Below are 25,322 nucleotides of genomic sequence, written 5' to 3'. Positions count from 1 at the left end.
GCAGTAGTTTTGATCAAAATTAATATTGAATCAAAACAATTAGCTCATGAAAACTCTGGTATTAGGAGGAAACGGAAAAACAGGCCGGAAGGTCGCAGAAAGATTACAAAGCCACAATGCGGATATAAGAATCGGCTCGCGCTCAGCTTCGCCGGCGTTCGATTGGGAAGACACATCAACCTGGAACGCCGCACTCGAAGGCGTTGACCAGGTCTACGTTTCATATCAACCCGACCTTGCCGCGCCTGGCGCAACAGCGCGAATAGGCTCTTTCACAAAAGCAGCAGCAGATGCTGGCGTTACAAAGCTGGTTTTACTTTCGGGACGCGGCGAAGAAGAAGCGCAGGAATGTGAGCAGATCGTAATGGCCTCCGGCCTGGACTGGACCATTGTGCGCGCCAGTTTTTTCAACCAGAATTTCAGTGAAAGCTTTTTGGTCGACGCGGTTGCCGCTGGCTACGTTATGTTGCCCGTGGGCGGTATGCGCGAGCCTTTTATTGATACGGATGATATAGCAGATGTGGCAGTTGCCGCCCTTACCGATGGTAAACACAGCCGCAAAGTGTACGAAGTCACCGGTCCAAGGCTCATGACTTTCGGTGAAGCGGTTCAGGAAATAGCCAAAGCAACGGATCGGAACATTGTATATCAGGAAATCACACCAGAGGAATATGTTGCAGTGCTCAAAAAATATCACGTTCCGGCAGACATCATCTCGCTGTTAAAATACTTATTTACCGAAGTGCTGGACGGACGTAACGAATATTTATCCGGAGGTGTGGAAGATGCATTAGGAAGAAAGCCGACGGATTTCTCTGAATTTGTCAGGAAGACAGCCTTAACTGGCATTTGGAGCCAGCCGGCATAGTAAGTAATTAACGACATAGTGGCAAAGCCAGGCCAAACTGCCTGGCTTTGCCGCCATTTTGCCGCGTTACACCATTTGAATTCTATACAACTCCGCCCACTGATTCACAAAATCCAGGACTTCTTCCACATCTGTCTAGCCGCAGATATCATGTGAGTGGCCTTCAAAACCACGCGATTACTGCTTAACAGAATAAAATCATCGCTCAATAAATCGTGTAGTAATGCTCGAAGTAGATTTCCAGAACAAGCGGATACGTGCTTTTGATCTTTACTAGCGCGAACTTCCCTTTGCTATCCTTGAATGCTAATACGGCGCCATCAGGCATTTCATTCTCCCAGAATGTTGAATTGGCCGGTGCCGTGGATATCCATCCTTTATAATAGGTTTTTGGTTTGAGTGACTCTGTCGTAACGGTTTTTACGTCAACAACACCTAATTCAGCAAAAGGCATCGTCAAGGCCTTTAACTCATCGTAACAGCCGTAATACCTACCCCAGCTAATGTCCCCGGCATCTTCGTTGACCACGGCAAACGGGGCAGTGAGTTTTAATCCTTTTTTGTAGGGCAGCGTTGCCGTGGTCATAAGCTTCCACTCGAATTTACTTCGCAGTGGCGGGCGGTCAGTTGTGGGATCTCCGCCAATCTGCATAGCAGCAGTAACTGGCACGGACTGCGCCTCAGCCATATACTCAGCGCCCTGAGCGGATGATGGCTGCGGATCAGGTTCATTGCAGCAGAAAAGAAAAAAGGATAGAATAACGTAAGCGGCAGTAAGGATAAAATTTTTCATGGCATTTAGATTTTTTGCTTTTAAAAAATTATGGTTTGCAAATGCCTAACCCGATTTCTGCTCTTGGTTAAGACAATGCAAACTTAGCGGTCACGTGCTGCCGCGCCTATTTTCAGGGGTGCATAAAAGGTGAACAGGCGCAATCGGGCAGGTATACATAAAGTATACAGGTGCTCTGAGAGGGCCTGAGAGCACTTTTTAAGCCAGCAGATCATTTAAATGTTCTTACGGCAATTCCGAAGGCGCGTGTAAAATTGTGTAGGTTAATCTGTCAAAAACCGCTCGATCAGCCCTGTAACATGGCTGTATGCAGTGGGACCGTTGCCGAGTGTGGTGATTTCGCCGATGTAGTCGCCGTGGCCGCCGGGGATGATCATCAGTTCGGAGCCTGCGATCAGGCGGTGCATTTCCAGTGCGTGTTCAGGCTTTGTGACGTCGTTATCGCCCACCAGGATCAATGTTTTGGCTTTGATACCGGCAATCAAATGTTCGGAAATGTCCTTAAATGTGTTCATCCGCTCCTGATCGCGTGTGAACATTGTGTGGAGGGCCTGCGCATTTTGATTAACTTCCTTGAATCCGTCTTTCAATTGTTGCGGCATACTATCCAGGCTCCCGTTCCGTATGAAATCCCAGATCACTTCCGGCGCTCCGCCCTTTTTGAAAATGGCCGAAGCGACGATGAGTTTGTTTACAATTTCGGGATGGCGTATGGCAATTTGAAAGCCGGTTGTGCCTCCGTTGCTGAATCCAAAAATATCCGCCTTTTGAATATTCAGATTTTTAAGCAAACCAGCCACGTCGTCCGCGTCCTGCTCAAAACTGAGCGGCACTCCCCTATCGCCGGTCCTTCCATGTGCTTCCAGTTCAACAGCGATCACCTGGTAATTTTTAGCGAGTTCGTCCAGCACCCGGCCAAACGTTGTTTCAATTGTAGATCCGCCACCGTGAATCAACACAAGCGGTTTCCCTTCGCCGTGGATTTCGTAATACATTTTAAGGCCATTGACTGGCGAACAACCCTTAAAGGGCGTTGGGATCTCCGTTTTCATATTTCTGAATGCTTTCGTCAGACTTAATTAAATCAGGATATTCTGGTGGCAATGCGCAAGCTAATATATAAATTTAGCAATCAATCTTCTTAAACATAAGCTGTTAATTAGCAGCGTCCCAGGTTTTAGCGCTATCCCAAAAATCAATAAACAGACAAACTTCTCATTCAAAAAACGGAAATTATATGGCATATGATTACAGCCTGGCTAACCGTGTTCGTGAATATCTTAGTGAGGTAACTGGTATTCACATTGAAGAAAAGAGCATGTTCGGCGGGCTGGCATTTATGGTCAATGGCAAAATGTGTATTAACGTGAGTGGCAATCAGCTCATGTGCCGCTATGACCCTCAACTCATCGAACAGCTTTCTGAAAAAACCGGTTTTCAGCCCATGATCATGAACGGCAAAATGTTAAATGGATATTGCTATGTCGATAAAATCGGTTATGAAAGTAACAGGAATTTCGAATTCTGGATAAAACTCTGTCTTGACTATAACGACAAGGCCGTTTCCTCGAAGAAGAAATCGTCATGAGTATTTTGGATCAACGGAAAGATTAAGTAGTAAAGACAAGCTTAAAATACTTGATATGAAAAAAATACTTTTAGTGATTGTTGGCTCTATTATACATATATGTGTGCTTGGGCAAGGTCTTCGCGAGTTGCCCGGGCAAATGATCAGCGCTCAACTTGGAGCCGGGAAAAACGGCACCGGCGATTTATATGGGTTAATGGTTGGCTTTGAATATGAAAAGCTATTTCGCCCAAAGCTGTCATGGTCTACTGAACTGGCGATGACCATTCATGATGGCGAAGATCAATTGCTGGTACAGCTGGATAATTTCCCCCAGGAAGACATGTCTTACAGATTTACAACAGCGGGAATGCAACTGGCGGGAAAAATCGGCTATCATGCAGCCCGGACAAAAAACGCTGATTACGGAATCAAGCTAGGCGTTGGTGCCCGGTATCAATCAACTTCGTTGGCTGATGACAGAGAGATTCTTTTTCCTGCCCTTACCGGTTATCCTATACCACTCAGGATTCTTCGGAACACTGAACCTCAACGTACAATTGCCGCTGTTGCACTAACACAGTTATTTGCCAGATATACATTCAAGAGAAATATTATAGCTGGCGCGCTGGCGGGCCTGCAATTGGATACGAACGGAGACGTCATATTTCCGCAATTTTCTTTTTCAATTGGGAAACGATTTTAGCGAAAGACACACCTTCAATGATCCCGGGCTTTGTTAGGTGCGCATAGCTTGGAAAACACAATACGAATATCAAATTTCAATTTGACTAATTTTATAAAAAGTTGTATTATTGAAGTACATCTAAATAATCAAACTGTGAAAAATCTATTTTATGTGTCCTTATTCGCACTAATGTGTAGCAGCGTGGCTGGTCAAGGTTTGAAAACAGAAATTATAGGCAATAAGCAGCTGATAAATCTGAGTCGCGAGGTTCCAAGTTTTAATCATTTGAGAATTGTCGCCCTGGACGTGGATTTACAAAGAGGCAAAATGCATTCAGTTTCTTTAACCGCGGAATCAAACATTATCGAGCATATCATAAGCAAAGTTGAAGGAGACACACTTGTTATCCAATTTGATAGGAAACAGGCATTAAGAAACATTGAAAATCCTAAAATTACACTGACTTTCAGCAATTTGAATAGTATACTGGGTAGCGCTTCCAACATAAGATTGCTTTCTCCACTGGAAAATGATTCGCTGCTTATAAAGCTTCAAACTAAATCATCCATTGAGGGTACGGTTAAACTGAATTTCCTGGATTTAAGGATGGCAACATCCTGTAACGCAAAGCTTAGCGGATCAACCAACATTGCGCACGCACAATTATTCACAAAGAGCACTTTAAATGCTAAGAAACTGCTGGTGAATGATTTGACCTTGATTGAAGAAACGCATTGCAGGGCAGAATTAAATGTTTCAGAGCAACTTACAGCCAAATTATTTGCTGAAAGCACATTGGAAAATATAGGAAATGCGAAGCCAAATATTATTTACCCGTCAATAGATCAAATGACATCCTTGAAATTCTTTAATCAAAACGTTGATCTCTATAACTTTAATTAAACAAGAAAATACCCTATAACTCAACCTCTCTAACAACAAATCCCTTCTCCCGAAGTAACTGAATTAAGCCTGTTTTGTATTTCAAATGTGCGAGGCCGACAGTGACCAAACATGAACCTTCGCGCATTTTCGGTAGAATTTTGGGCAGCCACAATGCATGTCTTTCCATGGTATTATCTTTGAGATATGCAGTTGCTTCCTGGTCAAGCATCAAATCGTTCCTCAACGATTCGTTATAAGTTTTCGGATCATATAAGTCCGGGGTGGTAATCTCTTCTTCTTTAAGATCATTTTTAATCAGAACGACAATTACCTCGGCAACTTTCCGATGATCCGCCTTTGCTTCCTGGCGCGCCATTTGACCGGTTTCATCAAGCTGAAAAGTCGGTTTATTCAAACGCTGCATTTCGAAGTGAAGGAAGTCGTCGAATGTCATATCCTGATCTTTTGTTTCCTCTTTTTTGATCATCATCACCGCCTGCGCCATCCCGACTAATGATGCACTATTGTTGTGTGGCTTGATGCTGCCATACGACGAAGCGGTGAAAAAACTGTCAACAAGGGCATACTCGCTTTTTGTAAAAATGGAATCCAGCGGCGGCGAATAAATATCCGCATCCTGAACATTACCGATCACGTTCCCACCTTTTTCAAACAATCCAAAATCAGACGACTTTGCAATATTCATAACCTTCGGAAAGCGTTGCAGCAATTTTGCCGAAGCAATATGAACCGTACCAAACAAATAAGAACTTTTAGATAATCCATTACCCGATACTTCCCACACTACAGACTCGTTTTTCTGACCTAAAACGACTATTGGCAGAAGGAAGATGGCAAAATAGCCAGTCATCAAAAGTTGTTTCATCTTTAAGCAACTAATATTTAACCCAAGTAAAGTATTTCTCATTACAACCAAAAGAGTAAGAGGCACATGACAAGATAAATGCTGAGTGCTCGACGCGTCGAACCGCATTTGGGAAGAGGTCCTGATTATCTGAAACTTTCGACCTTAACCTTATTGGCGTAAGCCTTGCTTAATGCGTTCTTGACCTCCTCGATACGCAACGGCTTGGATATGTAATGATCCATACCGGCTTGGATACAAGCCTCCTGGTCCTCGCGCATGGCGTTTGCTGTCATGGCCACGATGAAAGGCTGATCAACCGCTTTCTCCCGGATTAGACGGGTAGCTTCAAAGCCGTCCATTTCAGGCATTTGAACATCCATGAACACGGCGTCAAACCGTTCGGCCATGACCATGTCGAATGCCTCTTTGCCATCTCTGCTGATCAACGGGGCATATCCGAGCTTTTTCAAAATATTGGCAAACAGTTTTTCGTTGACCAGATTGTCCTCAGCCATCAGAATGTGCAACGGATAAAGTGCCGCGAAGTCTGTTGAAAGCACCGGAGACAATCGTTCATTTTCGAGCATGATCGGTTCACGCTGCGGTTTGAGTTCCATCTGAATCATGCGGCCCAGATCATGATGTCTCACAGGCTTGGTCAATACAGCTGCGAACAGATCCTTGCGGTTCCGGCCCGTATCATCGCCCACCGAGCTGAGCAGGAATATAGGCAGAGACGGATACTTCCGCTTAATATTTGAGGCAAGATCAATACCATCCATTTCAGGCATTTGCTGATCGGTAATTACAAGGTTGAATTTTGATCCGCTTTCAAGAATTTTCAATGCCTGCTCCCCTGATGAAGCCAGGCTGGGCACCAGTTTCCATTCTTCCATCTGCGATTTTAAGATGCGCAGATTAGTACTATTGTCATCCACCAGCAAAACGGATTTCCCCCCATTTCCTGATGAATTTAACAGCACATATTGTCTTGTCGTTTGCGTACTCGCTTTTGCAATAATCGTAAAATAGAAACAAGTGCCTTTGTTGACGGTGCTTTGCACGCCTATCTCTCCACCCATCAGGTTCACAAGCCGCTTGCTGATGATCAATCCCAGACCTGTGCCGCCGTACTTTCTTGTATGCGAGGAATCTACCTGCGAAAACGCCACGAACAGTTTGTGAAGCTTATCCTCGGGAATGCCAATACCCGTGTCCTGGATCTCAAAACGGAGCTCTATGTCCTGGTCATTCAATGTTCTCGAAAGCCGCACGCTGATAAAGATCTCTCCCTGATATGTAAATTTAATAGCATTGCCAACCAGGTTGAGCAGGATTTGCCTCAATCTTTGACTGTCCCCGATAATCTGGCTTGGGACCTGTAAATCAATTTCATAAACCAGATCGAGCCCAATAGCAGCTGCCTTAGCAGAAAAAAGGTCTAGTACTGCCTCTATGCATTCCCTCAGGTCAAAACTGATCATTTCCAGCTCCATATTGCCGGACTCTATTTTCGAAAAGTCCAGAATGTCGTTGATCACCGTGAGTAAACTGTCGCCACTGCTTATGATTGTCTCGGTATATTCTGCTTGCTCCCGGGTCTGCTCAGTTTGGGACAGCAGCATGGCCATTCCTATAACGCCGTTCATCGGGGTGCGGATCTCGTGGCTCATGGTAGCCAGAAACACGCTTTTGGTCATATTTGCTTTTTCGGCTTCCTGCCTTGCCAGTTGTTCCTGCTTATTTTGGATCTGTAACTTGTCGTTCAGTTCTAGCAGCCGGTCAGACTGCATCAGCAATTCCTGTTTTTGTTTGATGACCTCCCTTGTCCTTTCTTCAACTTGCCTGACCAGCAACTTTTTCTGCTCTTTGACTACCCGCATACGCAGCCAGTACAAAAAATACATTAATCCTATGGCCAAAACACCTCCCAGAATGCGAAACCAGAGTGTTTGCCAGAACGGCGGCGCAACGTGAATGCTTACCTGCACCCCTTCATTATTCCATAATCCATCATTATTCGCTGCCTTCACCTGAAAAACGTAATCACCTGGGTCCAGATTTGTGTAAGTGGCTTTCCTCGTTGTTCCGCTGTAAATCCAGTCAGCGTCAAAGCCCTTTAACTGATAGGCGTACTGGTTTTTTTCAGGCATAGTATAATTTAATCCTGCAAACTCAAATGATATAACCGAATGCTTATAGCTCAGATTAATCTCTTTCACCTCGGCGATATGGGACGTCAGGGGCGAGTTTGGAGCAATGGAAGCCTGCTTGTTAAAAAGCAAAAAATCGGTCAGATACACGGGGGGCACATAAGTGTTATCGACCAGCTTATCCGGGTAAAATGTGGTAAACCCTCTTACGCCTCCAAAAAACATTTCCCCGTCAGCAGTTTTATAAAAAGAATTGCTTTTAAACTCATTACCCTGCAAACCATCCGCTATCCCAAATTTCCTGAATGTATTGTTTCTCGGGTCAAATTCGGATATTCCGTTGTTTGTACTGAGCCACAGGTGACCCTTTTTGTCTTCCATGATGGCATGGATCACGTTACTGGAGAGTCCGTGCCTTTCGGTGTAGGCAGTGAAGGATTTTGTTACAGGGTTAAAACGATTCAGACCGCCCCCTAATGTGCCGATCCATAAAGTGCCATCACCGGACTGCTGGATAGTCTGGATTTTATTATGGGAAATTGAATTTATGTCTTTAATATTATTCTGAAACCTTGTGAAGGTCTTTTTTACCGGATCAAAAAGGTTCAACCCTTCAAACGTACCAACCCAGATTTTCCCTGCCCGGTCCTGAAAAACTTTGGTAACAATGTTTCCGCTAATGCTCGTACTATCCAACGGACTATGTTGATAGTGCCTTATTTTACCCGTATTCACATCGTAATAATCCAGTCCGCCTTTCCAGGTCCCCAACCAGATCCCGCCATCGCGATCTTTAAAAATGTTGTTTACATCCGCAGTCGAAAGACTTGAAGAATCGTTCGGATCTGGCATGTGATGCTCGAATGTTCCGGTACGCGTATTGAAAACATCAAAGCCTCCCATATGGTAAGCTATCCCAAGGACATCTTTCGAAATATTGATAATGGATATCACAAAATCATTGCTGGGAGAGTTGGGATTGTTGTCGCTGTGCCGGTAAGAAGTAAACTTCCGGGTTTTTCTATCAAACAAATTCAACCCGCCCCCGTCCGTACCAATCCAGATCTTGTCAGCGTTGGAATCTCCGCTGATAGCGAGCACCAAATTGTTACTCAGGCTGTTGCTGCTAAAATTATTTTTCCTGAATGAAGTGAATTTTTTACCAAACCGGGGAAGAAAATTGACCCCGCCTGCATAAGTTCCGATCCATAGATTGTCAATCCGGTCGCGGTAAATGCAATAGACTGAATTGTCGCTGATGGATGTATTGTCCCCATCAATATGCCGGATCGTCGTAAAGTTGCCTTTGGATGTATCAAAGATGCTGATCCCTCCATTCTCGGTGCCGATCCAGAGCCTGCCGTCCCGGTTCTGGGTAATCGAAAGGATGTCGTTGTGTCCAAGGCTCAGCGAATCGGAAGGATTGTGCAGGAATGTCTGGAAAGCATTGCTCCCCGGTTTCAACACCGACAAGCCACCACCATGCGTACCGATCCAGATGTTACCGGCAGTATCCTTGAAAAGGGCCTTTATATAACTGGAATGAAGGTTTTTATCATCATTTCCTTTAAAATAGCCCGAGTATTTAAATGTTTCCGGATCAAATCGGTATAGTCCCTGCTCGGTTCCTATCCATAGCACACCGCCATCATCCTCTATAATCCTGGAAATATGGGCAGGTGGCTTGTACAAATGCTTGTCTTTATCGACGCGCAGGAAAATTCTGGAAGTACGTTTTTCAGGGTTAAGTAGCAGCAACCCATTGTTTGTGCCCAGCCAGATCCTGCCTTTACGATCCTGAAAAATATCATTAACACTGTGCCTGTCGGACGGATCGAAATAATGATGAAAGCTCGCCTTGGCCCTGTCAAAGCGGTTAAGTCCGTTTGACGTCGCTATCCACAAATTACCCTTGGCATCTTCCAGAATATCCTGAATGTAACTGTCGTCAATGCTGGTGCTATCGGTTTTATCATGCTTGTAATGTTTGAAAGTATACCCGTCATACATATTCAGCCCATCATCGCTGCCGAACCACATGAAGCCCTTTTTATCCATTAAAATTGAGCCGATGTGGTTTTGGGAAAGCCCGCTGTTGGTTGTCAGTTGTCGAAAGCCAGAACTCTGCCCACTCACTAGCAATGGTAGAAAAAGCAATAGTAGGAGCTTCATGAATTGGATTAGCTGGGATCTCAAAGTGGAGAAGGTTAAACGAACCAGTCCTGTCCACATACTTGGTTCATTAGTATAGTATTACTTCGTAAGCTAGTTAATTTTGAGCAATAAAACGAATCACAGGCGAATAATGGAACTTTGCACGAAACAGAAGCAAACACCTTCCATACATTATTGTTGACCAATTATGCCAGCTTTTTAACAAATTGTAAAAATTGTTACCTTCACTATTCTCGCATTTGGAATTACACGCTGCCGCTCGGTTATCCACTAGGTTGAAGTTATGGTGATCTGTCAAGAATTTGTTCCGCAACCACAGTTACGACGCTTCGTGCAAAGCTATCAACTACGTCACTTTACATTTGCTGACGGCAGTTCAATTCCCTTCAAACCTTACGCTCCACGCCCCGAACAGACCCTGGCGTTTTTCCCCAGAGGCAGTGAATCGGTGGAGAACCTGATTACCAATACGATGATAAAGCGCCCACGCTCGGTCGTCATCGGACAATATTCGCAGCGCACCAACCGTCACCTGAACGGCCCGGAATTCTGTGTGTTGTTGGTTAATCTAAGGCCGGGAGTGCTTTATCGGTTGCTAGGTGTGCCATTCACTGAGCTGACCAATACATTTATAGACGCAGAGGATATTCTACCAAAAGAAATAACGCGCGTCAACGAAAGACTTAATGGTGCGGAGACTCCCGAGGAAATGATCGGCATTATTGAAAAACTTTTATTGGAACTGACAACAAAAATTACACGAAATGACCATCCTATCGATGCTGTTACTAATCTCTTAATCCAGCGCCCGGAAGATTCCTCTGTGCTCACATTAGCCGAATCCAGCTGCTTTAGTCCCCGGCAGTTCGAACGTTTGTTCAAGGAGAGAATGGGGATTAGCCCCAAGCTCTTCACACGCATCGCCAGGATGACGAAGGCATTCAGTATTAAATATAATCACGCTGAGCTTGATTGGTTGAGCATCGCGATTTATTGCAACTACCATGATTACCAGCATTTGGCCAGGGACTTCAAAGATTTGGCGGGAGTGACGCCAACGACCTATTTAAGAGAAGAAAAAGACGCTCCTGAACGTCAATTTGGGTTACAGGATTCGTCATTGACCGCCGAACTTGTCGCGTTTTTACCACCAGCCAAGCTTGTAAATGGTCCACATTTACAAAAAAACTGGAAAGATGAAAAAGTTTATCCCCCTAATCCTGGCATTTAGTGCCACTTTTTGTGCTGTTCATGCCCAACCCTGCAGCACAGGAAAGTTGGATCCCCGAGTAGCCCTCGCCTTGAAAACGGTCCTACGCGACTTGCCCGGCTCTCCCACAACCTCCGTCGAGAAAGTACGCGACATACGTATTCCTGTGACGCCATTTCCGCAAGCGGACAGGCAAATTCTGAAAGTAACCGCTGACAGTATTCCAATCCACATCTTTAACCCGTTGCATACGACCGGTTTGCCAATCATTATTTACTACCATCCAGGCGGTTTCGTAACGCCTTTGTTGCCCTTTATGCAATTTGAATGCTGGAGACAGGCGAAAACTTTCGGGGCTATCGTTGTGGCTGTCGATTACAGGATTGCCCCGGAGCATCCGTTCCCTGCTGCGGTTAATGATTCTTATAGAGCATTCCAATGGATAAGCGCTAATGGCCAGATATTTGGTGGCGATACGGCGAAGGTTATTGTGGAAGGACTAAGTGCCGGGGGAAACCTGGCAGCCGTGGTTTGCCAGAAAGCGCTGATAGACGGTATTTCCGGACATATAAAACTGCAAGTGCTGAATTGCCCTTCCACTGACAATGCGAGAAACAATGCCCGCTACAAATCATTCCAGCAATATGCTTCCGGATATTTCCAGACAAAAGCGTTTAGTGAATACACAATCCAGGCTTATGCTCCGAACGAAGACTTAAATAATCCGGAAATCGGCCCCATCAACCGGCAAGATTTGCGCGGCTTACCACCCGCATTAGTACTCACGGCCGAGTTTGACCCGCTTCGCGATGAAGGTCAAAGATATGCGGAGCGATTACGAAGCGCCGGAGTACAGGTCGGGAGCCATTGTTTTCCAGGTCAGATCCATTGTCTATTAGGATTACCGCCCGACTCCGCTGAACTGAAACTTGCTGATGAACTATTGCTGAACACAATGCGAAATGTGCTGAACCGGTAAGCTTTTACCGCAAGATTTTTTGCTACTTATTAGATGTTGCCAAAGTTTCGAATTCAAGCCACATTTATCGCTAACAAATGTAAATTCGCAAGAAATCATACATCAATGAAAACGACACCGCTAGCGTAAATGTGTCAGATTAAAATCCAATAACATGAAACTAAAAAAAGAACTGCTGCCCGCCTTAATCTTAATTGATATTCAAAAAGGTTTTGAGGATGAAGCATATTGGGGTGGGTCCAGAAACAACCCGGATGCAGAAGAAAATGCGAAACGCTTGCTGGACTACTGGCGAGCCAATCAGCTTCCGTTATTCCATATACAACATATTTCAGCCAACCCCGACTCGAAACTCAGCATAAATAGTCCCGGACATGATTTTAAAGATATCGTCAAACCTTTGCCGGGTGAAATCATTATCCAAAAGTCGGTTAATAGCGCCTTCATTGGCACTGATCTGAAAGAACAACTGGATGAGCTAGGGGTTAAGACACTGGTCATTGCAGGGTTAACAACAGATCACTGCGTGTCGACAACCACGCGAATGGCTGGCAACTATGGCTACCAAACATATGTAGTAGCAGATGCAACCGCAACTTTTGCAAAAAAAGGCATAAATGGCCAGCATTACGATGGCGAAACGATGCACCAGACCGCATTAGCACAATTAAAAGACGAGTTTGCCACGGTTATTCATACTCAAGAAATAATTAATTCTCAAGTATGATGAAAAAACCAAGAGTGAAAACTTGTTGTCTAAGAAACACTTTAAAATACAAAGGTTTGATTAAGAACACAAACCTAGAAAATACAACGCACTCCACAAGTTTCGTACTTGATCCTAGAGAAGTCCTATACGCTCTACAAGTTTCTGATTTGACTCAAAAAGACTATTACAACTTTTATTGCAAGTAAAGCAAAAAAGCACCTAGCAAATTAATGCTAAGTGCTTTCGGAGCGGCGGACCGCATTTTCAAGAGCCCCCAGTCGGGATCGAACCAACGACCTACTGATTACAAGTCAGTTGCTCTACCAGCTGAGCTATGGAGGCCTCTTTTTACTTTCTGATACCGTTTGTTATTCCGTTATCATGGTGCAAAAGTAGTAGGAAAGGCTATACAGCGCAACATTTGACGCTAATATTTTAAAACTTTTTTTTATAAATTATATAGCCTCCTGAATAATAGATAGTTGGTGTTTCAAGTCATTTAACTGACTTAACGCACTATTTATCTTCCTTTCAAATTCTGCTTTCAAGCGATCCGAAGTTTTAGATTTAGCAAAAAACTCAATGTTGTTTTGCCAAAGCGCAATGTCGTTTTCCAACTGCGTGATCTTGCGGCGAATGTCGCTTTCTTTTCTGAACAGGTTACGGCTGCTTTCGCCATCGCGAACGAGTTCTACTTCGCTTTCCAAAACGGCCTGCTCCTTCTCCTTGCTCGAAAGTTGACCGATTGCGCTCACGTAGGTGTTAATCGCAGCAATATAGCGCTTCTGAACGGCCTGCATGTCCTTTTTGGGGACAAAACCAATAGACGACCACTCGCTTTTAAATGCGCTCAACAGATTCAATGTTGACTCGTCCTTATTGTTTGCGGAAGCTTCTATCCTCTCGATCAGGTCTGTTTTCTTTTTCAGGTTGTTTTCAAACTCTTCCTCAACCTCTTTATTTTTGGCGCGTTTCTGGTCAAAATATGCGTCGCAGGCCTTTTTGAAACGATCGTAGATTGTGTCCTTGAACTTTTCAGGAACCTGGCCTATCCCTTTCCATCGTTTCTGAAGCTCAATGATCTTTTGCGTAGTCGCAGGATTGTCCTCTCCTGTTTCCAGAATCGCTTCTGCTTCCGCGCAAAGCTGGTTTTTTAATTCCAGGTTTTGCTCTCGTTTGGATTCCAGCTGGCGGAAAAACTCTCCTTTATTATTGAAGAATGTTTTTAACGCTGCCCAGAACTTCTTACTCAGGTCTTTGCCCTCCTCACGCGGCATAATGCCTTTCAGCGCAACCCATTGGTCCTGGAACGCCATGATTTCCTTCGTCTTGGCATTCCACTCCTTAATGCTACCCGAATTGTAAGTTGTGAAAGGCGTTATCGCTTCGTAGATTTTAAGCTTCTGCTCGTAATTTTCCTGCATCGACTTCTTCTGCTCGGCAAACTGACCGCGTTGTGCGTTATAGAGCACATCTAATGCTTCCTTAAACCGTTGCCACAACTTTTCCTGATCCTCTTTTGGCGCAGGACCAAGGTGCTTATAATCCTCAAAAATATGGTTAGCCTCATTCAGAATTTCACGCGTCATCGGGCGATTTTCCAACGACTTACCCAATTCCTCAACCTTTTCACAGAGCTCAGCTTTCAGTTCAGCATTGCGGCGGCGATCCAGCTCTTTTAACTCAAAATAAATATTACGGTTGCTGAAATAGCGGTCGATCAATGCATTATATGTAGCCCAAAGCGTTCCGTTATGCGGGGATGCAATGTTACCGGCCTGTTTCCACTCTTCCTGGATCTTCTTGAATTCCTCCCAGCTCGATTTTAGCCCGGAAGCATCCGTTTCTTTGCTGCCTTCATCTTCCAGTAATGTGCGCAAGCGCTGCAGGAGAGCCGTTTTTACATTGAAATTCTTTTCTTTTTCCTTCTCCTGACCCTGATAATAGCTATTCTTCAAGCCGCGGATCTCCCGGCTTAACGCATCGATTTTCTGGGTATCGGCATCATATTTATATTCAAATCCTTCTTCACCACCATTTTCAGCAACAAATGCCGCCAGGGCAGTTTCTTTCTCCTTATGTTTGATCGAATCAAGGACCGGACGGATTTCTCTCGCAACGGATTCCGCTTTTTTCAATGCAGCCGGTTTTGAACCTTCCGCAGTGATAGACGCCAACTCATTTTCCAAAATATTGACAAGCTGCTCCTTAGACAGCTGGCTGTAATCCACGTCTGGCACTTCCTCCTCATGTTCTTCCGTCAACTCATTGTTAAGATCAATTTCAAGGGTGTCGATAGTCTTTTGTGTCAGGTCTTCCTGCTCCTCGCTTTTGACCCCTTCTTGTTGTTCTTGTGCCATCGTGATTCTGGTTTCGTACGTACGTCTCTTATGGATTACAAATCTAATAATCTTTCCTCTGAAATGGCTACTTTTGGTTTCTTAACATTGAACATATTAGCATCCAATGGACCATAATATTGCCAAATTGCGACAGGACTATAATTTGAAAGGATTAGACGAGCAGGATTTACATCCTAATCCCTTCACACAGTTTAGATTATGGTTTGAAGAAGCGATTTCCGCAGCCGTGATTGAACCCAATGCAATGCTGTTAAGCACGGTTTCAAATGGCCGCCCTTCGGCCCGCGTTGTGCTGCTGAAAAGCCTCGATCAGGCTGGTTTTACGTTCTTTACAAATTACGAAAGCAAAAAAGCCAAAGAAATGGAATCGGATCCTTTCGTGGCAATTACATTTTTCTGGAAAGAGCTCGAAAGGCAAGTCCGGATAGAGGGGAAAATTGAGAAAACGACGGATCAGGAATCCTCCGAATATTTCGCCGTCCGACCGCGTGGCAGCCAGATCAGCGCGTGGGCCTCGGCGCAGAGCCAACAACTTGGAAACCGGGCCGAACTGGAAGAAAGAACCAGGCTTTTGGAAGAGAAATTCGAAGGTGCCGAGGTGCCGCGTCCGCCTCATTGGGGCGGTTACCGCGTGATCCCGCATTACTTTGAATTCTGGCAAGGAAGACGAAGCCGCCTTCATGACCGGCTTGTATATGCAAAAACGGATGAAGGCAGCTGGGAGATTGAAAGATTATATCCCTGATCCTTTCTGAGGCTCTTAGGAAAGCGACTTCAAAACATACTCGCCGAGCGGCGACAGCGTATAACCCGGTTCATGACTGATCGTCAAACCCAGGTTTTTTAGTTTCCTGACATTCAATTTCAACCATTCTTTTTCCTTATTAACCTTGGTAGCTAGCTCCACAGCTGGCATTTTAGGATTTTCCTGAATGGCTTTCAGGACCTTCAGAGTCCATTTTCCCTGGTTGCTGTATTTATCCAGATTAAGCAGTTTTTCTTTCAACGCTTCGAGTTCTTCGTCCGCAATCTGGCTTTTTTGTCTCAGGTCAATGCGCGGGTCGGGGCTGTGGTAACTGAGCTGGATCTTGTAGATCACACCATTCACGGTCTTTTCCAATTCGCTGATCAAGGCATTAACATTGTCATAGCCGGCTTGTTTTGCTTCATCTTCTGTGATTTGTGCCAATTCCGTTTCTGTAATGTCCGTAATCTTCACCAATCCAATGCTGGTTTTCAGCACGCTGTCTTTCTTTACAGACAAATTTTTCCACTTCCGAAAAGCCAGGGAAATGTTTCCCGACATGATGCCGTCAAGATGTTTTTGTTTTATTAGCATTGTGTTTGTTTAACAAAAAAGAGACTGCTATTTACAAGCAATCTCTTGATATTGAAAGTGTTATTTCTAAATTGATTAACGCTCGCTCATCGGAACAAAGTCTCTTTTAGGAGCGCCTGTATAGATCTGACGCGGACGGCCGATCGGCTCTTTGTTCAAACGCATTTCCTTCCATTGCGCGATCCATCCCGGAAGACGGCCAATCGCGAACATTACCGTGAACATATTGGTAGGAATACCCAGCGCACGGTAAATAATGCCGGAGTAAAAATCCACATTGGGATACAGCTTTCTCGACACGAAATATTCGTCTTCGAGGGCCGCTTTTTCCAATTTCTGGGCTATCTCCAAAACAGGATCATTGATGCCTAATTTGTTTAAAACATCGTCTGCTGCCTTTTTAATGATGCGGGCACGCGGATCGAAGTTTTTGTAAACGCGGTGACCGAAGCCAAACAAACGGAAGCCGCTCGATTTGTCTTTGGCCATATCAATGTATTTCTGCACATCACCACCGTCATTTTTAATGGCTTCCAGCATTTCAATCACCTCCTGATTTGCACCACCGTGAAGCGGGCCCCAGAGTGCGCTGATACCGGAAGAAATGGACGAGTAAATGTTTGCGTGAGAAGATCCAACCAGCCTCACCGTTGACGTGGAACAATTTTGCTCGTGGTCTGCATGCAGGATCAGCAATTTGTTCAGTGCGGCAGAAACAACCGGATCAACATTGTATTTCGCTACGGGCAGCGAAAACATCATATTCAGGAAATTGGAACAGTAATCCAGATCATTCTGCGGATAGTTGACCGGATGCCCCTGTGATTTCTTGTAAGACCAGGTTGCAATGGTCGGCAATTTTGACAGCAAACGAATAATGTGCAACTCCGTAATCTCCTCCGTATTTGTATCAAAGGTTTCAGGATAAAAAGCACTCATTGCGCTCACCAGTGACGAAAGCACGCCCATAGGGTGCGCATTCACCGGAAAACCCTCAAATATCTTACGCATATCCTCATTCACAAGGGTGTGCGTCCTGATCGCATGCTCGAAATCTGCAAATTGCTTTTCAGTAGGAAGCTCGCCGTAGATAAGGAGGTAAGCCACTTCCAGAAATGATGACTTTTCGGCCAGATCTTCAATCGAATAACCTCTGTAATTCAGTATCCCTTCCTCTCCATCCAGAAATGTTATAGCGCTTTTGGTCGCGCCTGTATTTTTATAACCTGCATCAATTGTAATATACCCTGTCTGGTCACGTAACTTGGCAATATCTATCGCTTTCTCCTGTTCACTTCCTTCAATAATGGGGAACTCGTACTTTTTACCTTCAAGGGTTAATTCAGCTATTTGGGACATATTTATGAGAATAAAATTAAAAAGGTTAATGACAAGATATAGACAAATCAGGTCAATTCAATCCAAAGATTTTTCGTGCTCCTGATTTACTTATCCAACAAATTAATTTTGTGTTAATTGAATGCAAGAGTAACCATTTCCTGATCCGACACAAGCCGCAATATCCTAAAAAACCGTGTACTTTCTATTATTATCCATGTTTTATTTGTGAAAAATCGTGACTCAGGCAATAATATTTCACAATTTGAAGTAATTATAATAATATTCTATTGAGCGCGAAAAATGTAAAAACAATCGGGTTAAGTGCCTCTCAAAGCGGCGGATCCTTTGGCAAATTCTCTTTTAAGTCCACCTCCACATATCGCGGTTTACTGAGTATCTGCCTGATTAAATAGCGACCAAATAACCCTGCCAGAATCACCGGCAACAAATGCGCCCCATAGATAAATGCCTTTCCCGTAATGCGATAGGAAAAGGTTGAGAATGTGAGATAAACGTAGCCAAACCAGAACACTGCAATACCTAATAACCAGCTGTAAAATATAGTTGCCGGTTTCCGGTCCGCGAAACGCCTGATCAGTTCGCAGATCGCCAGCGAAATTCCTACCACAAGCAAAACGGTCAGCAATGCTCTCGGAAAATTACGGATGTACACATGCTTGTAAACCATTACCCCAAGCTTTCCGATCAAATTAGGATGCGCAAGCAGGTATGCATCGGTTACGCTCAGGACTAAAAGCAGCAAAAGGCTGCTCACTTTCTTATTCATTTTGTATGACGTAATTTAAAGTACAGTACTCTTACTTATTTGTTAAATATTGCTGATAATGAGCCGAAATCACCTGTGCATGTTCTTCTGCACTGCATTCATTATCAAGCCAGTGAATCCTAATTCCATCTTTTTCCATTTTCCTGAAAAAGGTCATCTGCCTTTTCGCAAACCGATGAATTTCCGTTTCCAGGCGGGTCACCATCTCATCATACGACAACTCGCCTGTGAGATAAAGTGTGATCCATTTGTATTCCAAACCGTAATAAATCAATTGCTCGGCCCTAAGCCCGCGTGAAAGCAAACGCTTAACTTCGTCAATCAAACCTTCTTCCAACCTCGCCCTCAGCCTGTTACTTATCCGTTCGCGACGGATTTCAACCGAGGGATTCAGGCCAAAAGCAATATAGTCATAAGCTTGCTTGTCCGGGAATGTTTCCGCGTCCGCGTTGTTCATAAGAAATTCGGATATTTCAATGGCACGAATCAATCTTTTCCGGGTCGAAGTGTCCGCAATGTGCTGGTATGCTGTGTTATAACTCTCGAATCGGGTTAGCAACGATTCCTTTGAAATGTTTTCCAGTTCGGCACGAAGCGGCTCATTTACCGGAATAGCAGCATAGGCATGCCCTTTCAGTAAAGACAGCATGTAAAAACCCGTTCCTCCGCACAGGATCGGCACATGACCGTTGGCCGCGATTGCGTTGTAAGCATTTTCAAAATCCCTTTGAAACTCATTCACATTATATTGCTCCCCAGCTTCCCGGATGTCGATCAGATAATGTGGTATTTTCTTGCCATCCAATTCATATTCAGCAAGATCCTTTCCGGTTCCGATGTCCATATCGCGGTAAATCTGCCGGGAATCCGCACTGATAATTTCGCCACCTAGCATTGCCGCCAGTTTTACAGCTAAGTGGGTTTTACCGGAAGCAGTCGGCCCCAGTATCAAGATCAGCGGCATCGGTGGTTTACTGTGGGACATCAATTCTGGGTTTTTATGGTCTTGACAAACTTGATACTGCCCGCATTGTAGATCACAACCGAGTCGGGAGCGGGAGTGGAAGTCCGTTCCGGATTTTTTGCCGAAAGATAAAACTCCATTGGCAGTGTTTCTGAGATTCTCTTAAAGCCAATTTTCACATAACCAGCACCTTCCGACCATTCACGATCGGCGTAGGTCATGATATCATCCGGACTTTTCGCTCTTGCAAAGGCAGTAAGCAGCTTATCCATTCCGCCGGAAACATTTGTGTTGATTAAACTGGCGAAACGCAGCATTTCAAAAGACCTGAATGGTCCATCCTCGCGCGCGAAAACCCGCGGCGCGCTGAATGTTGCAACCGCCACGAGCAGTTCATCCGCTTCCCGATCCCATTCAAAATCAGGGTCCAAAACGCGGAAATATTGTTTTGGTAAAAATAAACCAAATCTGGTTTTCGAGCTTACGGAAGCATTAAGGTGGTTCTTTGCTAAAAATTGAGACGCAGTTTCCTGGTCGATCCTTCGCACCTGGGTGAGTCTGGCAGCAATTTTCTGAGAGATCCCGAGCATTGCGCTCAACCTGGATTTTACAATTTCCGGCTTTTTAATCCAATAATCTTCCCAGATCATCACCCATGTCTCACCATTGTTGCGCCGATGCAACAGGTCATTTATCACGGTATGCCAACTTTCGGAGGAGCCATTTTGTAGCCAGTTTTCAAGGTCAATAAGCACGATGTTTAGTGACCGGCCATTGTTGTTCTCAATTTCAATATGTGCTGTAAATGCGCCGTTAAGTTTTACCCCAAACTGCAAATGCATTTCGCTCAGCCATTTACAGACTTGTTCGCGAAAAGATAGCGCAATGATCGGTGGCGGAAGGGTTGGCATAGGTCAGCAAGTTAGCCGCAGATTTAGTCAGTAACAAAAAAAAACGCGCTCAATGAGCGCGTCGCAATTGTTCGATTGATCAGGAATTTACTCTCCGCCCAACCCGAAGATCACCCCAACATTAACCCCACCGAAATTCGAGGTGGATTCAAAATCAATGTTATTGGCGGATCCCGTGGTTGCTCCATGATTTTTATTTCCAAAAACGAAATGGTAAATCCCTTCAACCTGAATACCCACATTACCAAAAGCGAATATCATACCCGCCCGGGGCGCCGCACCGAAATTGCTGTGTTTTGATGATTCAACGATCGTATTCCCGTTAAACTTCGCATCATATTTGGAAAAGTAAATCCCAGCATCACCACCGACATATGGACGGATAACGCCTTGTGTGAAAAAATAATCAATTGTTCCCGTAACAGGCATCAACCGGCCAGTCGAGCTGAGCGTTTGTCCGGCAACCGTATAATCGCTTCCGTCCGCGTAGATCTTACCTGCAACACCAAAGGCAAAATTAGGTGAAGTAAAAACTCTCAAATTCACCCCGCCACCCGCAACGGTTTTGGAATCTTCAACATTGGATTTGGCGATTCCACCTTGCAGCCCAAGCGAGAACTGTGCATAACCCACTGTGCTGATGGTCAGGAAAAATGCCGCCACAGCCAAAGAACGAATTAATTGATTTTTCATAACTGAGTTGATTACTGATTAATAATGCGACCTGCATTGCCAATATCAGTCCATACCAGAAAAATCTCATTATAAATATCCCGTTTTAACTGAAAAGCAGGTGATTACAACTTCCCATCATCACAATTATGCTATTTAAAATATTGCAATTGTTGTGCAAATTATTCCTCAAACGGATTGTTTTCCGGGAATTTACAGGGCAAATCGGCCTGTTATGCAGAGCGTGCCGCCTCCCACCCTATCAATGCTTTTTTGCGCAAACTTCCCCAGCGATATTCACCCAGCATCCCTTCTTTGCGAATTACGCGATGGCAGGGAATGAGGTAAGCGATCGGGTTGTCGCCTACCGCGCTTCCAACCGCCCGAACTGCAGCAGGATGCCCGATACTCCTGGCAATTTGCTGGTAAGTGGTCACCGCGCCTGTCGGAATGCTGAGCAGTGCTTCCCACACTTTGAGCTGAAAATTGGTTCCCTGAACGAGAATGGGTAACTTTTCCAGTGATCCGGACGCAGGTTGAAAAATACGGTGGACAAAACTTTCGGTCAACATTTGATCGTGCCGGATGCTGGCATAATGCCACTTTTTAGCCAATGCGATTAATTCCGCCTCACGACTTGCCTCATCGATGAACGCCATAGCACAAATGCCGCGATCCGTAACGGCGATGAAACAGTCTCCGAACGGTGTGGGATGAATCCCATAGCTGATATCCAGCCCTTTCCCGGAACTTTTAAACTCCTGCGGCGTCACTGCCTCAATGCTGATAAAATGATCATAAACCCTGCTTTGGCTGGAAAGTCCGGCGAGTTCTGCCAGTTCAACGAGGTTTGACGACTCCCTGATCTTTTCTTTCAGATAACCCGCTGTAATAAATTGAAGAAATTTTTTAGGGCTTACTCCCGCCCATTCCGTAAATACACGCTGAAAATGAAACTGGCTAATGCTCACTTCTTCGGCTACCTCGAATAGCGAAGGCTGGTCCTTTGCGTTGGCAACGATAAATTCGATGGCCTTTGCAATTTTGTCGTAATTATAAGTTTCCTGGTTCATAGGATTGATAATTTGTTATACAAAATTGGCTTCCCAAACGCAGTTACCCAACCTGAAACTTGCTCAAATCCGCAGCCATTTACACATTGATATTTTTACTTTCCTTTCCCATGCGCTTATATTCACAAGGAAATTGAACGCAACTATTCTATTATTTTACAAACAAACCCGATGAAATATTTCCTTATCGCCACGCTCTTTTTCTTTGTAAGCGCACATAAAGTGCATGCGCAAAACTTCAAATCCGAGCTAAAAAAGCTTAATTCGGAAGTTAAAGCAGCCTATAGAAACAAGAAACTGACGGAACTGGAATACGCCAAATTGCAACGTGAGCAGGATGTGATCCAGGCAACCATAGAAAAAGCCCAGGCCGACGACTTGATGACGCCGGATGAGAAGAATAAGATACATTCAAAAATCGTCCGGGCAAAGAAGAAGCTCGCTAAATACAAGACAAACCGGGAGATCTATTAAGACTTTGTCAGCCTGAGCGGACCGGGTCGCCGGGCGGCCCGGTCCGCTCAGGCTGACAACTAATTTAGCAATTTATTAATACTCTTTCTTACTATCTTTTTTCGCCTTTTTTTCAGCACGTTTCTCTTTCAGGTTCTTCTCAGGCTCCTTTTTAGTGCTACCCTTGTCAAGATTTTTACCTTTGGCCATGACTATTGAATTTTGAGTTTAAGATGATAGAATAACTGTAAAACTATAAAAAAATTACTTCCCTGTAATCCAATCCATGATATGGTTCGCCCTCGCGCCTGTTTCCCCGTTGCTCGGGCATTTCCCTTCACCGCGTAACTCCCTCACAATCGAATCAATCAAAGGCTGTTGCACGTGCTGCGGATACGGAATGTTAATAATCTCAGTCCCGGATTCCGTTTCCACCTTAATGTCAAATTTTTCAAAAAACGAAAAAGTGATCCTGCCCTTTGAGCCAATAATCTGAGCTTCGTCCTCGCGCTGCTCTTTATTAATGGTATAACACCAGCTTCCGTTACCCAGAACGCCCGACTCAAACTCGTAATTGGCTACCACAATGTCGTCCGCGTCATACAATCCCGCCTGGTTCCGTGCAATGCCGGATGCATGTTTAACAGGCCCGAACATGAATTCAAGGAAATCAAACTGATGCGATGCCAGGTCATGAAAATGCCCGCCACCCGAAATTTTAGGGTCCACCCTCCAGCGCGGCTTCGGATTCGGACCTGTCTCCTCTTCGTAGGGCTGCCACTGCAGGCAAATGTTCACAAACCGCACGTCACCGATCACTTTGCTATCCACGAGTTCTTTTACTTTGAGAAAATAATCGAGCGCCCGGCGGTAAAATGCCACGAAAACGGGCACGCCGCTCTCCCTGCTAAATGCATTGATACGCTCACATTCGGCCCCGTCACGCGCCATGGGCTTTTCAATGTAGACAGGCTTGCCTACCTTCATGGCCTTAATCGCCAGTTCTTCGTGCGCATCGGGGGGCGTTGCAATGTATATCGCGTTAACATCGGGGTCGTTAATGAGCTCGTCCGCATCGGCATACCATTTGGGAACATTGTGACGCTGAGCGTAATCCGCCGCTTTTTCGGCATCACGGCGCATAACCGCAACCAGCGTTGAATTGGCAACCTTATTGAAAGCCGGGCCGCTTTTGACTTCGGTAACATTACCGCAGCCAATGATGCCCCATTTAATCTGATCCATAAGCAGGATTTAATGTTTGAACTAATCGTCAAGCATAATAATTATTTAATTGGATAAATCTACTTTAAAACAAAGGCAACATTCTTTTTAAAACATGGAAGGACAACCCAATAATCCGCTTCACGGCAAAACCCTGGAAGCGATTCTGAACGAGCTGGTGGAATATTACGGTTGGGAACAAATGGGTTATCACATTAATATTAACAGCTTTCAGTTTGAACCAAGTGTGAAATCCAGTTTGAAGTTTTTAAGGAAAACGCCTTGGGCAAGGAAAAAAGTAGAAGACTTGTATCTGAAAATGCTCGATCGCAAATAACGTGAGTGCGATCGTGAATGAATGATTCATTAACCTAAATCGACCAAATTTTAAATTATGCCATTCGTAGATTATTACCAGATCCTTGGCGTAGATAAAAGTGCGCAGGACAAAGACATAAAAAACGCTTACCGCAAACTGGCCAGGAAATATCATCCCGACGTGAACCCGAACGACAAGGAGGCCGAGAAAAAATTTCAGGAACTGAATGAGGCTAACGAAGTGCTCAGCGACCCGGAGAAACGGAAAAAATACGACAAGTACGGGAAGGACTGGCAATATAGCGAAGAGTTTGAGAAAGCACGCCAGTCCCGTGCCAGTTCCACGCGCCAGCAAGGGCAATGGCAAACAGGCGGCGGGGATTTTTCCGATTTCTTTGAATCCATGTTCGGCTCCTCGAGCGGCTTCGGCGGCGGCCGGCAACGCACATTGCGCGGGCAGGATTACCAGGCAGAATTGCATCTGACATTGCAGGAAGCCTACCAAACACAGAAGAAAACCATCACCGTAAACGGCAAAAACATTCGCATAACCGTTCCGGCAGGCATTCAGAACGGACAGACGATCAAGATTGCGGGACACGGCGGCCCGGGTGCGAGCGGAGGTCAGAACGGTGACCTTTTTATCACATTCAACATCGCTCCCGACGACAAACTTCGCCGCGACGGCAACAATATTCACCAGAAAGCAGAACTGGATCTTCGTACTGCACTACTTGGCGGTGAGCTCGTTATTGAGACACTGAGCGGGAAAGTGAAGCTTCCTATCAAACCGGAGACGCAAAATGGAAGTGTTGTAAGGTTAAAGGGCAAAGGTTTTCCCGTTTATAAAAAAGCAGAAAGCTTTGGTGATCTGTATGTTACGTTTGATGTAAAAATTCCTGTAAATCTGTCGGAGCGGCAGAAAGAGCTGATCGAGGAAGCTTTTAAACAGGAGGAAGCGGAATCTTGATGTGTTCCCCTC

Annotated in this window: 24 protein-coding genes and 1 tRNA gene; 11 read left to right on the top strand and 14 right to left on the bottom strand. The window is 44.9% G+C overall.

Annotated features, from left to right (window positions below; genetic code table 11):
* Window positions 1-46: 46 nt before the first annotated feature.
* Window positions 47-868, top strand: a complete 822-nt coding sequence (locus MUK70_RS06675) for an NAD(P)H-binding protein (RefSeq protein WP_234656183.1) — start codon at window positions 47-49, stop codon at window positions 866-868.
* A 205-nt stretch (window positions 869-1,073) separates the two neighbouring features.
* On the opposite strand, the gene MUK70_RS06670 is transcribed toward MUK70_RS06675, so the two are convergent.
* Window positions 1,074-1,661 (bottom strand): hypothetical protein, encoded by a 588-nt coding sequence (locus tag MUK70_RS06670; protein WP_244784736.1) that lies wholly within the window; start codon window positions 1,659-1,661, stop codon window positions 1,074-1,076.
* Between the two features lie 263 nt (window positions 1,662-1,924).
* Window positions 1,925-2,713 (bottom strand): alpha/beta fold hydrolase, encoded by a 789-nt coding sequence (locus tag MUK70_RS06665; protein WP_234656185.1) that lies wholly within the window; start codon window positions 2,711-2,713, stop codon window positions 1,925-1,927.
* Between the two features lie 185 nt (window positions 2,714-2,898).
* On the opposite strand from MUK70_RS06665, the gene MUK70_RS06660 reads away from it, so the two are divergent.
* The 3 genes from MUK70_RS06660 (at window position 2,899) to MUK70_RS06650 (ending at window position 4,819) form a co-directional block, all read left to right on the top strand.
* The gene (locus tag MUK70_RS06660; protein WP_234604727.1) at window positions 2,899-3,249 is read left to right on the top strand and encodes a TfoX/Sxy family protein; all 351 of its coding nucleotides are present in this window, start codon (window positions 2,899-2,901) and stop codon (window positions 3,247-3,249) included.
* A gap of 55 nt (window positions 3,250-3,304) precedes the next feature.
* Window positions 3,305-3,934 carry a hypothetical protein gene (locus MUK70_RS06655; RefSeq protein ID WP_234656186.1) on the top strand — a complete coding sequence of 210 codons (630 nt, stop codon included), beginning with the start codon at window positions 3,305-3,307 and terminating at the stop codon, window positions 3,932-3,934.
* A gap of 135 nt (window positions 3,935-4,069) precedes the next feature.
* Window positions 4,070-4,819 carry a GIN domain-containing protein gene (locus tag MUK70_RS06650; RefSeq protein ID WP_244784734.1) on the top strand — a complete coding sequence of 250 codons (750 nt, stop codon included), beginning with the start codon at window positions 4,070-4,072 and terminating at the stop codon, window positions 4,817-4,819.
* Between the two features lie 13 nt (window positions 4,820-4,832).
* Here MUK70_RS06650 and MUK70_RS06645 read toward each other — a convergent pair whose 3' ends face one another.
* Window positions 4,833-5,795, bottom strand: coding sequence for a TraB/GumN family protein (locus MUK70_RS06645; protein ID WP_234656188.1), 963 nt, complete (start codon window positions 5,793-5,795; stop codon window positions 4,833-4,835).
* 17 nt (window positions 5,796-5,812) lie between these two features.
* Window positions 5,813-9,994: a hybrid sensor histidine kinase/response regulator gene (locus MUK70_RS06640; protein ID WP_234656189.1), complete on the bottom strand. Its 4,182-nt coding sequence runs from the start codon at window positions 9,992-9,994 to the stop codon at window positions 5,813-5,815.
* A gap of 286 nt (window positions 9,995-10,280) precedes the next feature.
* On the opposite strand from MUK70_RS06640, the gene MUK70_RS06635 reads away from it, so the two are divergent.
* The 3 genes from MUK70_RS06635 (at window position 10,281) to MUK70_RS06625 (ending at window position 12,913) form a co-directional block, all read left to right on the top strand.
* The gene (locus tag MUK70_RS06635) at window positions 10,281-11,228 is read left to right on the top strand and encodes a helix-turn-helix domain-containing protein (RefSeq protein ID WP_234656190.1); all 948 of its coding nucleotides are present in this window, start codon (window positions 10,281-10,283) and stop codon (window positions 11,226-11,228) included.
* On the top strand, window positions 11,194-12,186 hold the full coding sequence (locus MUK70_RS06630; RefSeq protein ID WP_234656191.1) for an alpha/beta hydrolase: 993 nt from the start codon (window positions 11,194-11,196) through the stop codon (window positions 12,184-12,186). The genes MUK70_RS06635 and MUK70_RS06630 overlap by 35 nt, the downstream gene beginning before the upstream one ends.
* Before the next feature lie 154 nt (window positions 12,187-12,340).
* Window positions 12,341-12,913 carry a cysteine hydrolase family protein gene (locus tag MUK70_RS06625; RefSeq protein ID WP_234656192.1) on the top strand — a complete coding sequence of 191 codons (573 nt, stop codon included), beginning with the start codon at window positions 12,341-12,343 and terminating at the stop codon, window positions 12,911-12,913.
* Between the two features lie 251 nt (window positions 12,914-13,164).
* On the opposite strand, the gene MUK70_RS06620 is transcribed toward MUK70_RS06625, so the two are convergent.
* Window positions 13,165-13,237 (bottom strand) — tRNA-Thr (locus tag MUK70_RS06620).
* A gap of 113 nt (window positions 13,238-13,350) precedes the next feature.
* The gene (locus MUK70_RS06615; RefSeq protein WP_234604717.1) at window positions 13,351-15,255 is read right to left on the bottom strand and encodes a DUF349 domain-containing protein; all 1,905 of its coding nucleotides are present in this window, start codon (window positions 15,253-15,255) and stop codon (window positions 13,351-13,353) included.
* Between the two features lie 106 nt (window positions 15,256-15,361).
* Here MUK70_RS06615 and pdxH point away from each other — a divergent pair, with 106 nt between their 5' ends.
* Window positions 15,362-16,003 (top strand): pyridoxamine 5'-phosphate oxidase, encoded by a 642-nt coding sequence (gene pdxH / locus MUK70_RS06610; RefSeq protein WP_234656193.1) that lies wholly within the window; start codon window positions 15,362-15,364, stop codon window positions 16,001-16,003.
* A gap of 15 nt (window positions 16,004-16,018) precedes the next feature.
* Here pdxH and MUK70_RS06605 read toward each other — a convergent pair whose 3' ends face one another.
* From MUK70_RS06605 to MUK70_RS06575, 7 genes are all read right to left on the bottom strand, one after another.
* A complete protein-coding gene (locus MUK70_RS06605) occupies window positions 16,019-16,597 on the bottom strand; it encodes an ASCH domain-containing protein (RefSeq protein WP_234656194.1) in 579 nt (192 codons plus the stop codon).
* 75 nt (window positions 16,598-16,672) lie between these two features.
* Complete coding sequence (locus tag MUK70_RS06600) at window positions 16,673-17,956, bottom strand: citrate synthase (RefSeq protein ID WP_234604713.1); 1,284 nt, start codon at window positions 17,954-17,956, stop codon at window positions 16,673-16,675.
* A 310-nt stretch (window positions 17,957-18,266) separates the two neighbouring features.
* Window positions 18,267-18,725, bottom strand: coding sequence for a hypothetical protein (locus tag MUK70_RS06595; protein ID WP_234656195.1), 459 nt, complete (start codon window positions 18,723-18,725; stop codon window positions 18,267-18,269).
* Window positions 18,726-18,756: 31 nt separating this feature from the next.
* Window positions 18,757-19,710, bottom strand: coding sequence for a tRNA (adenosine(37)-N6)-dimethylallyltransferase MiaA (gene miaA, locus MUK70_RS06590; protein ID WP_234656196.1), 954 nt, complete (start codon window positions 19,708-19,710; stop codon window positions 18,757-18,759).
* Window positions 19,710-20,600, bottom strand: a complete 891-nt coding sequence (locus MUK70_RS06585; protein WP_234656197.1) for a PDDEXK family nuclease — start codon at window positions 20,598-20,600, stop codon at window positions 19,710-19,712. The genes miaA and MUK70_RS06585 overlap by 1 nt, the downstream gene beginning before the upstream one ends.
* Before the next feature lie 87 nt (window positions 20,601-20,687).
* Window positions 20,688-21,293, bottom strand: a complete 606-nt coding sequence (locus MUK70_RS06580) for a hypothetical protein (RefSeq protein WP_234656198.1) — start codon at window positions 21,291-21,293, stop codon at window positions 20,688-20,690.
* Window positions 21,294-21,505: 212 nt separating this feature from the next.
* The gene (locus MUK70_RS06575) at window positions 21,506-22,345 is read right to left on the bottom strand and encodes a methylated-DNA--[protein]-cysteine S-methyltransferase (RefSeq protein ID WP_234604700.1); all 840 of its coding nucleotides are present in this window, start codon (window positions 22,343-22,345) and stop codon (window positions 21,506-21,508) included.
* Between the two features lie 171 nt (window positions 22,346-22,516).
* Between MUK70_RS06575 and MUK70_RS06570 the strand changes: the two genes are divergently transcribed.
* Window positions 22,517-22,819, top strand: a complete 303-nt coding sequence (locus tag MUK70_RS06570) for a hypothetical protein (protein WP_234656199.1) — start codon at window positions 22,517-22,519, stop codon at window positions 22,817-22,819.
* A 243-nt stretch (window positions 22,820-23,062) separates the two neighbouring features.
* Here MUK70_RS06570 and MUK70_RS06565 read toward each other — a convergent pair whose 3' ends face one another.
* Window positions 23,063-24,043 (bottom strand): Gfo/Idh/MocA family protein, encoded by a 981-nt coding sequence (locus tag MUK70_RS06565; protein ID WP_234656200.1) that lies wholly within the window; start codon window positions 24,041-24,043, stop codon window positions 23,063-23,065.
* Between the two features lie 94 nt (window positions 24,044-24,137).
* Here MUK70_RS06565 and MUK70_RS06560 point away from each other — a divergent pair, with 94 nt between their 5' ends.
* Both MUK70_RS06560 and MUK70_RS06555 read left to right on the top strand, forming a co-directional pair.
* Window positions 24,138-24,359, top strand: coding sequence for a VF530 family protein (locus tag MUK70_RS06560; protein ID WP_234604694.1), 222 nt, complete (start codon window positions 24,138-24,140; stop codon window positions 24,357-24,359).
* A gap of 57 nt (window positions 24,360-24,416) precedes the next feature.
* Complete coding sequence (locus tag MUK70_RS06555; protein WP_234656201.1) at window positions 24,417-25,310, top strand: DnaJ C-terminal domain-containing protein; 894 nt, start codon at window positions 24,417-24,419, stop codon at window positions 25,308-25,310.
* Window positions 25,311-25,322: the final 12 nt, after the last annotated feature.

The sequence above is a fragment of the Dyadobacter chenwenxiniae genome (assembly GCF_022869785.1).
GTDB lineage: Bacteria > Bacteroidota > Bacteroidia > Cytophagales > Spirosomataceae > Dyadobacter > Dyadobacter chenwenxiniae.
The sequence above is the reverse complement of the archived record's forward strand: the minus strand, read 5'-3'. Positions and strand labels throughout refer to the sequence as shown.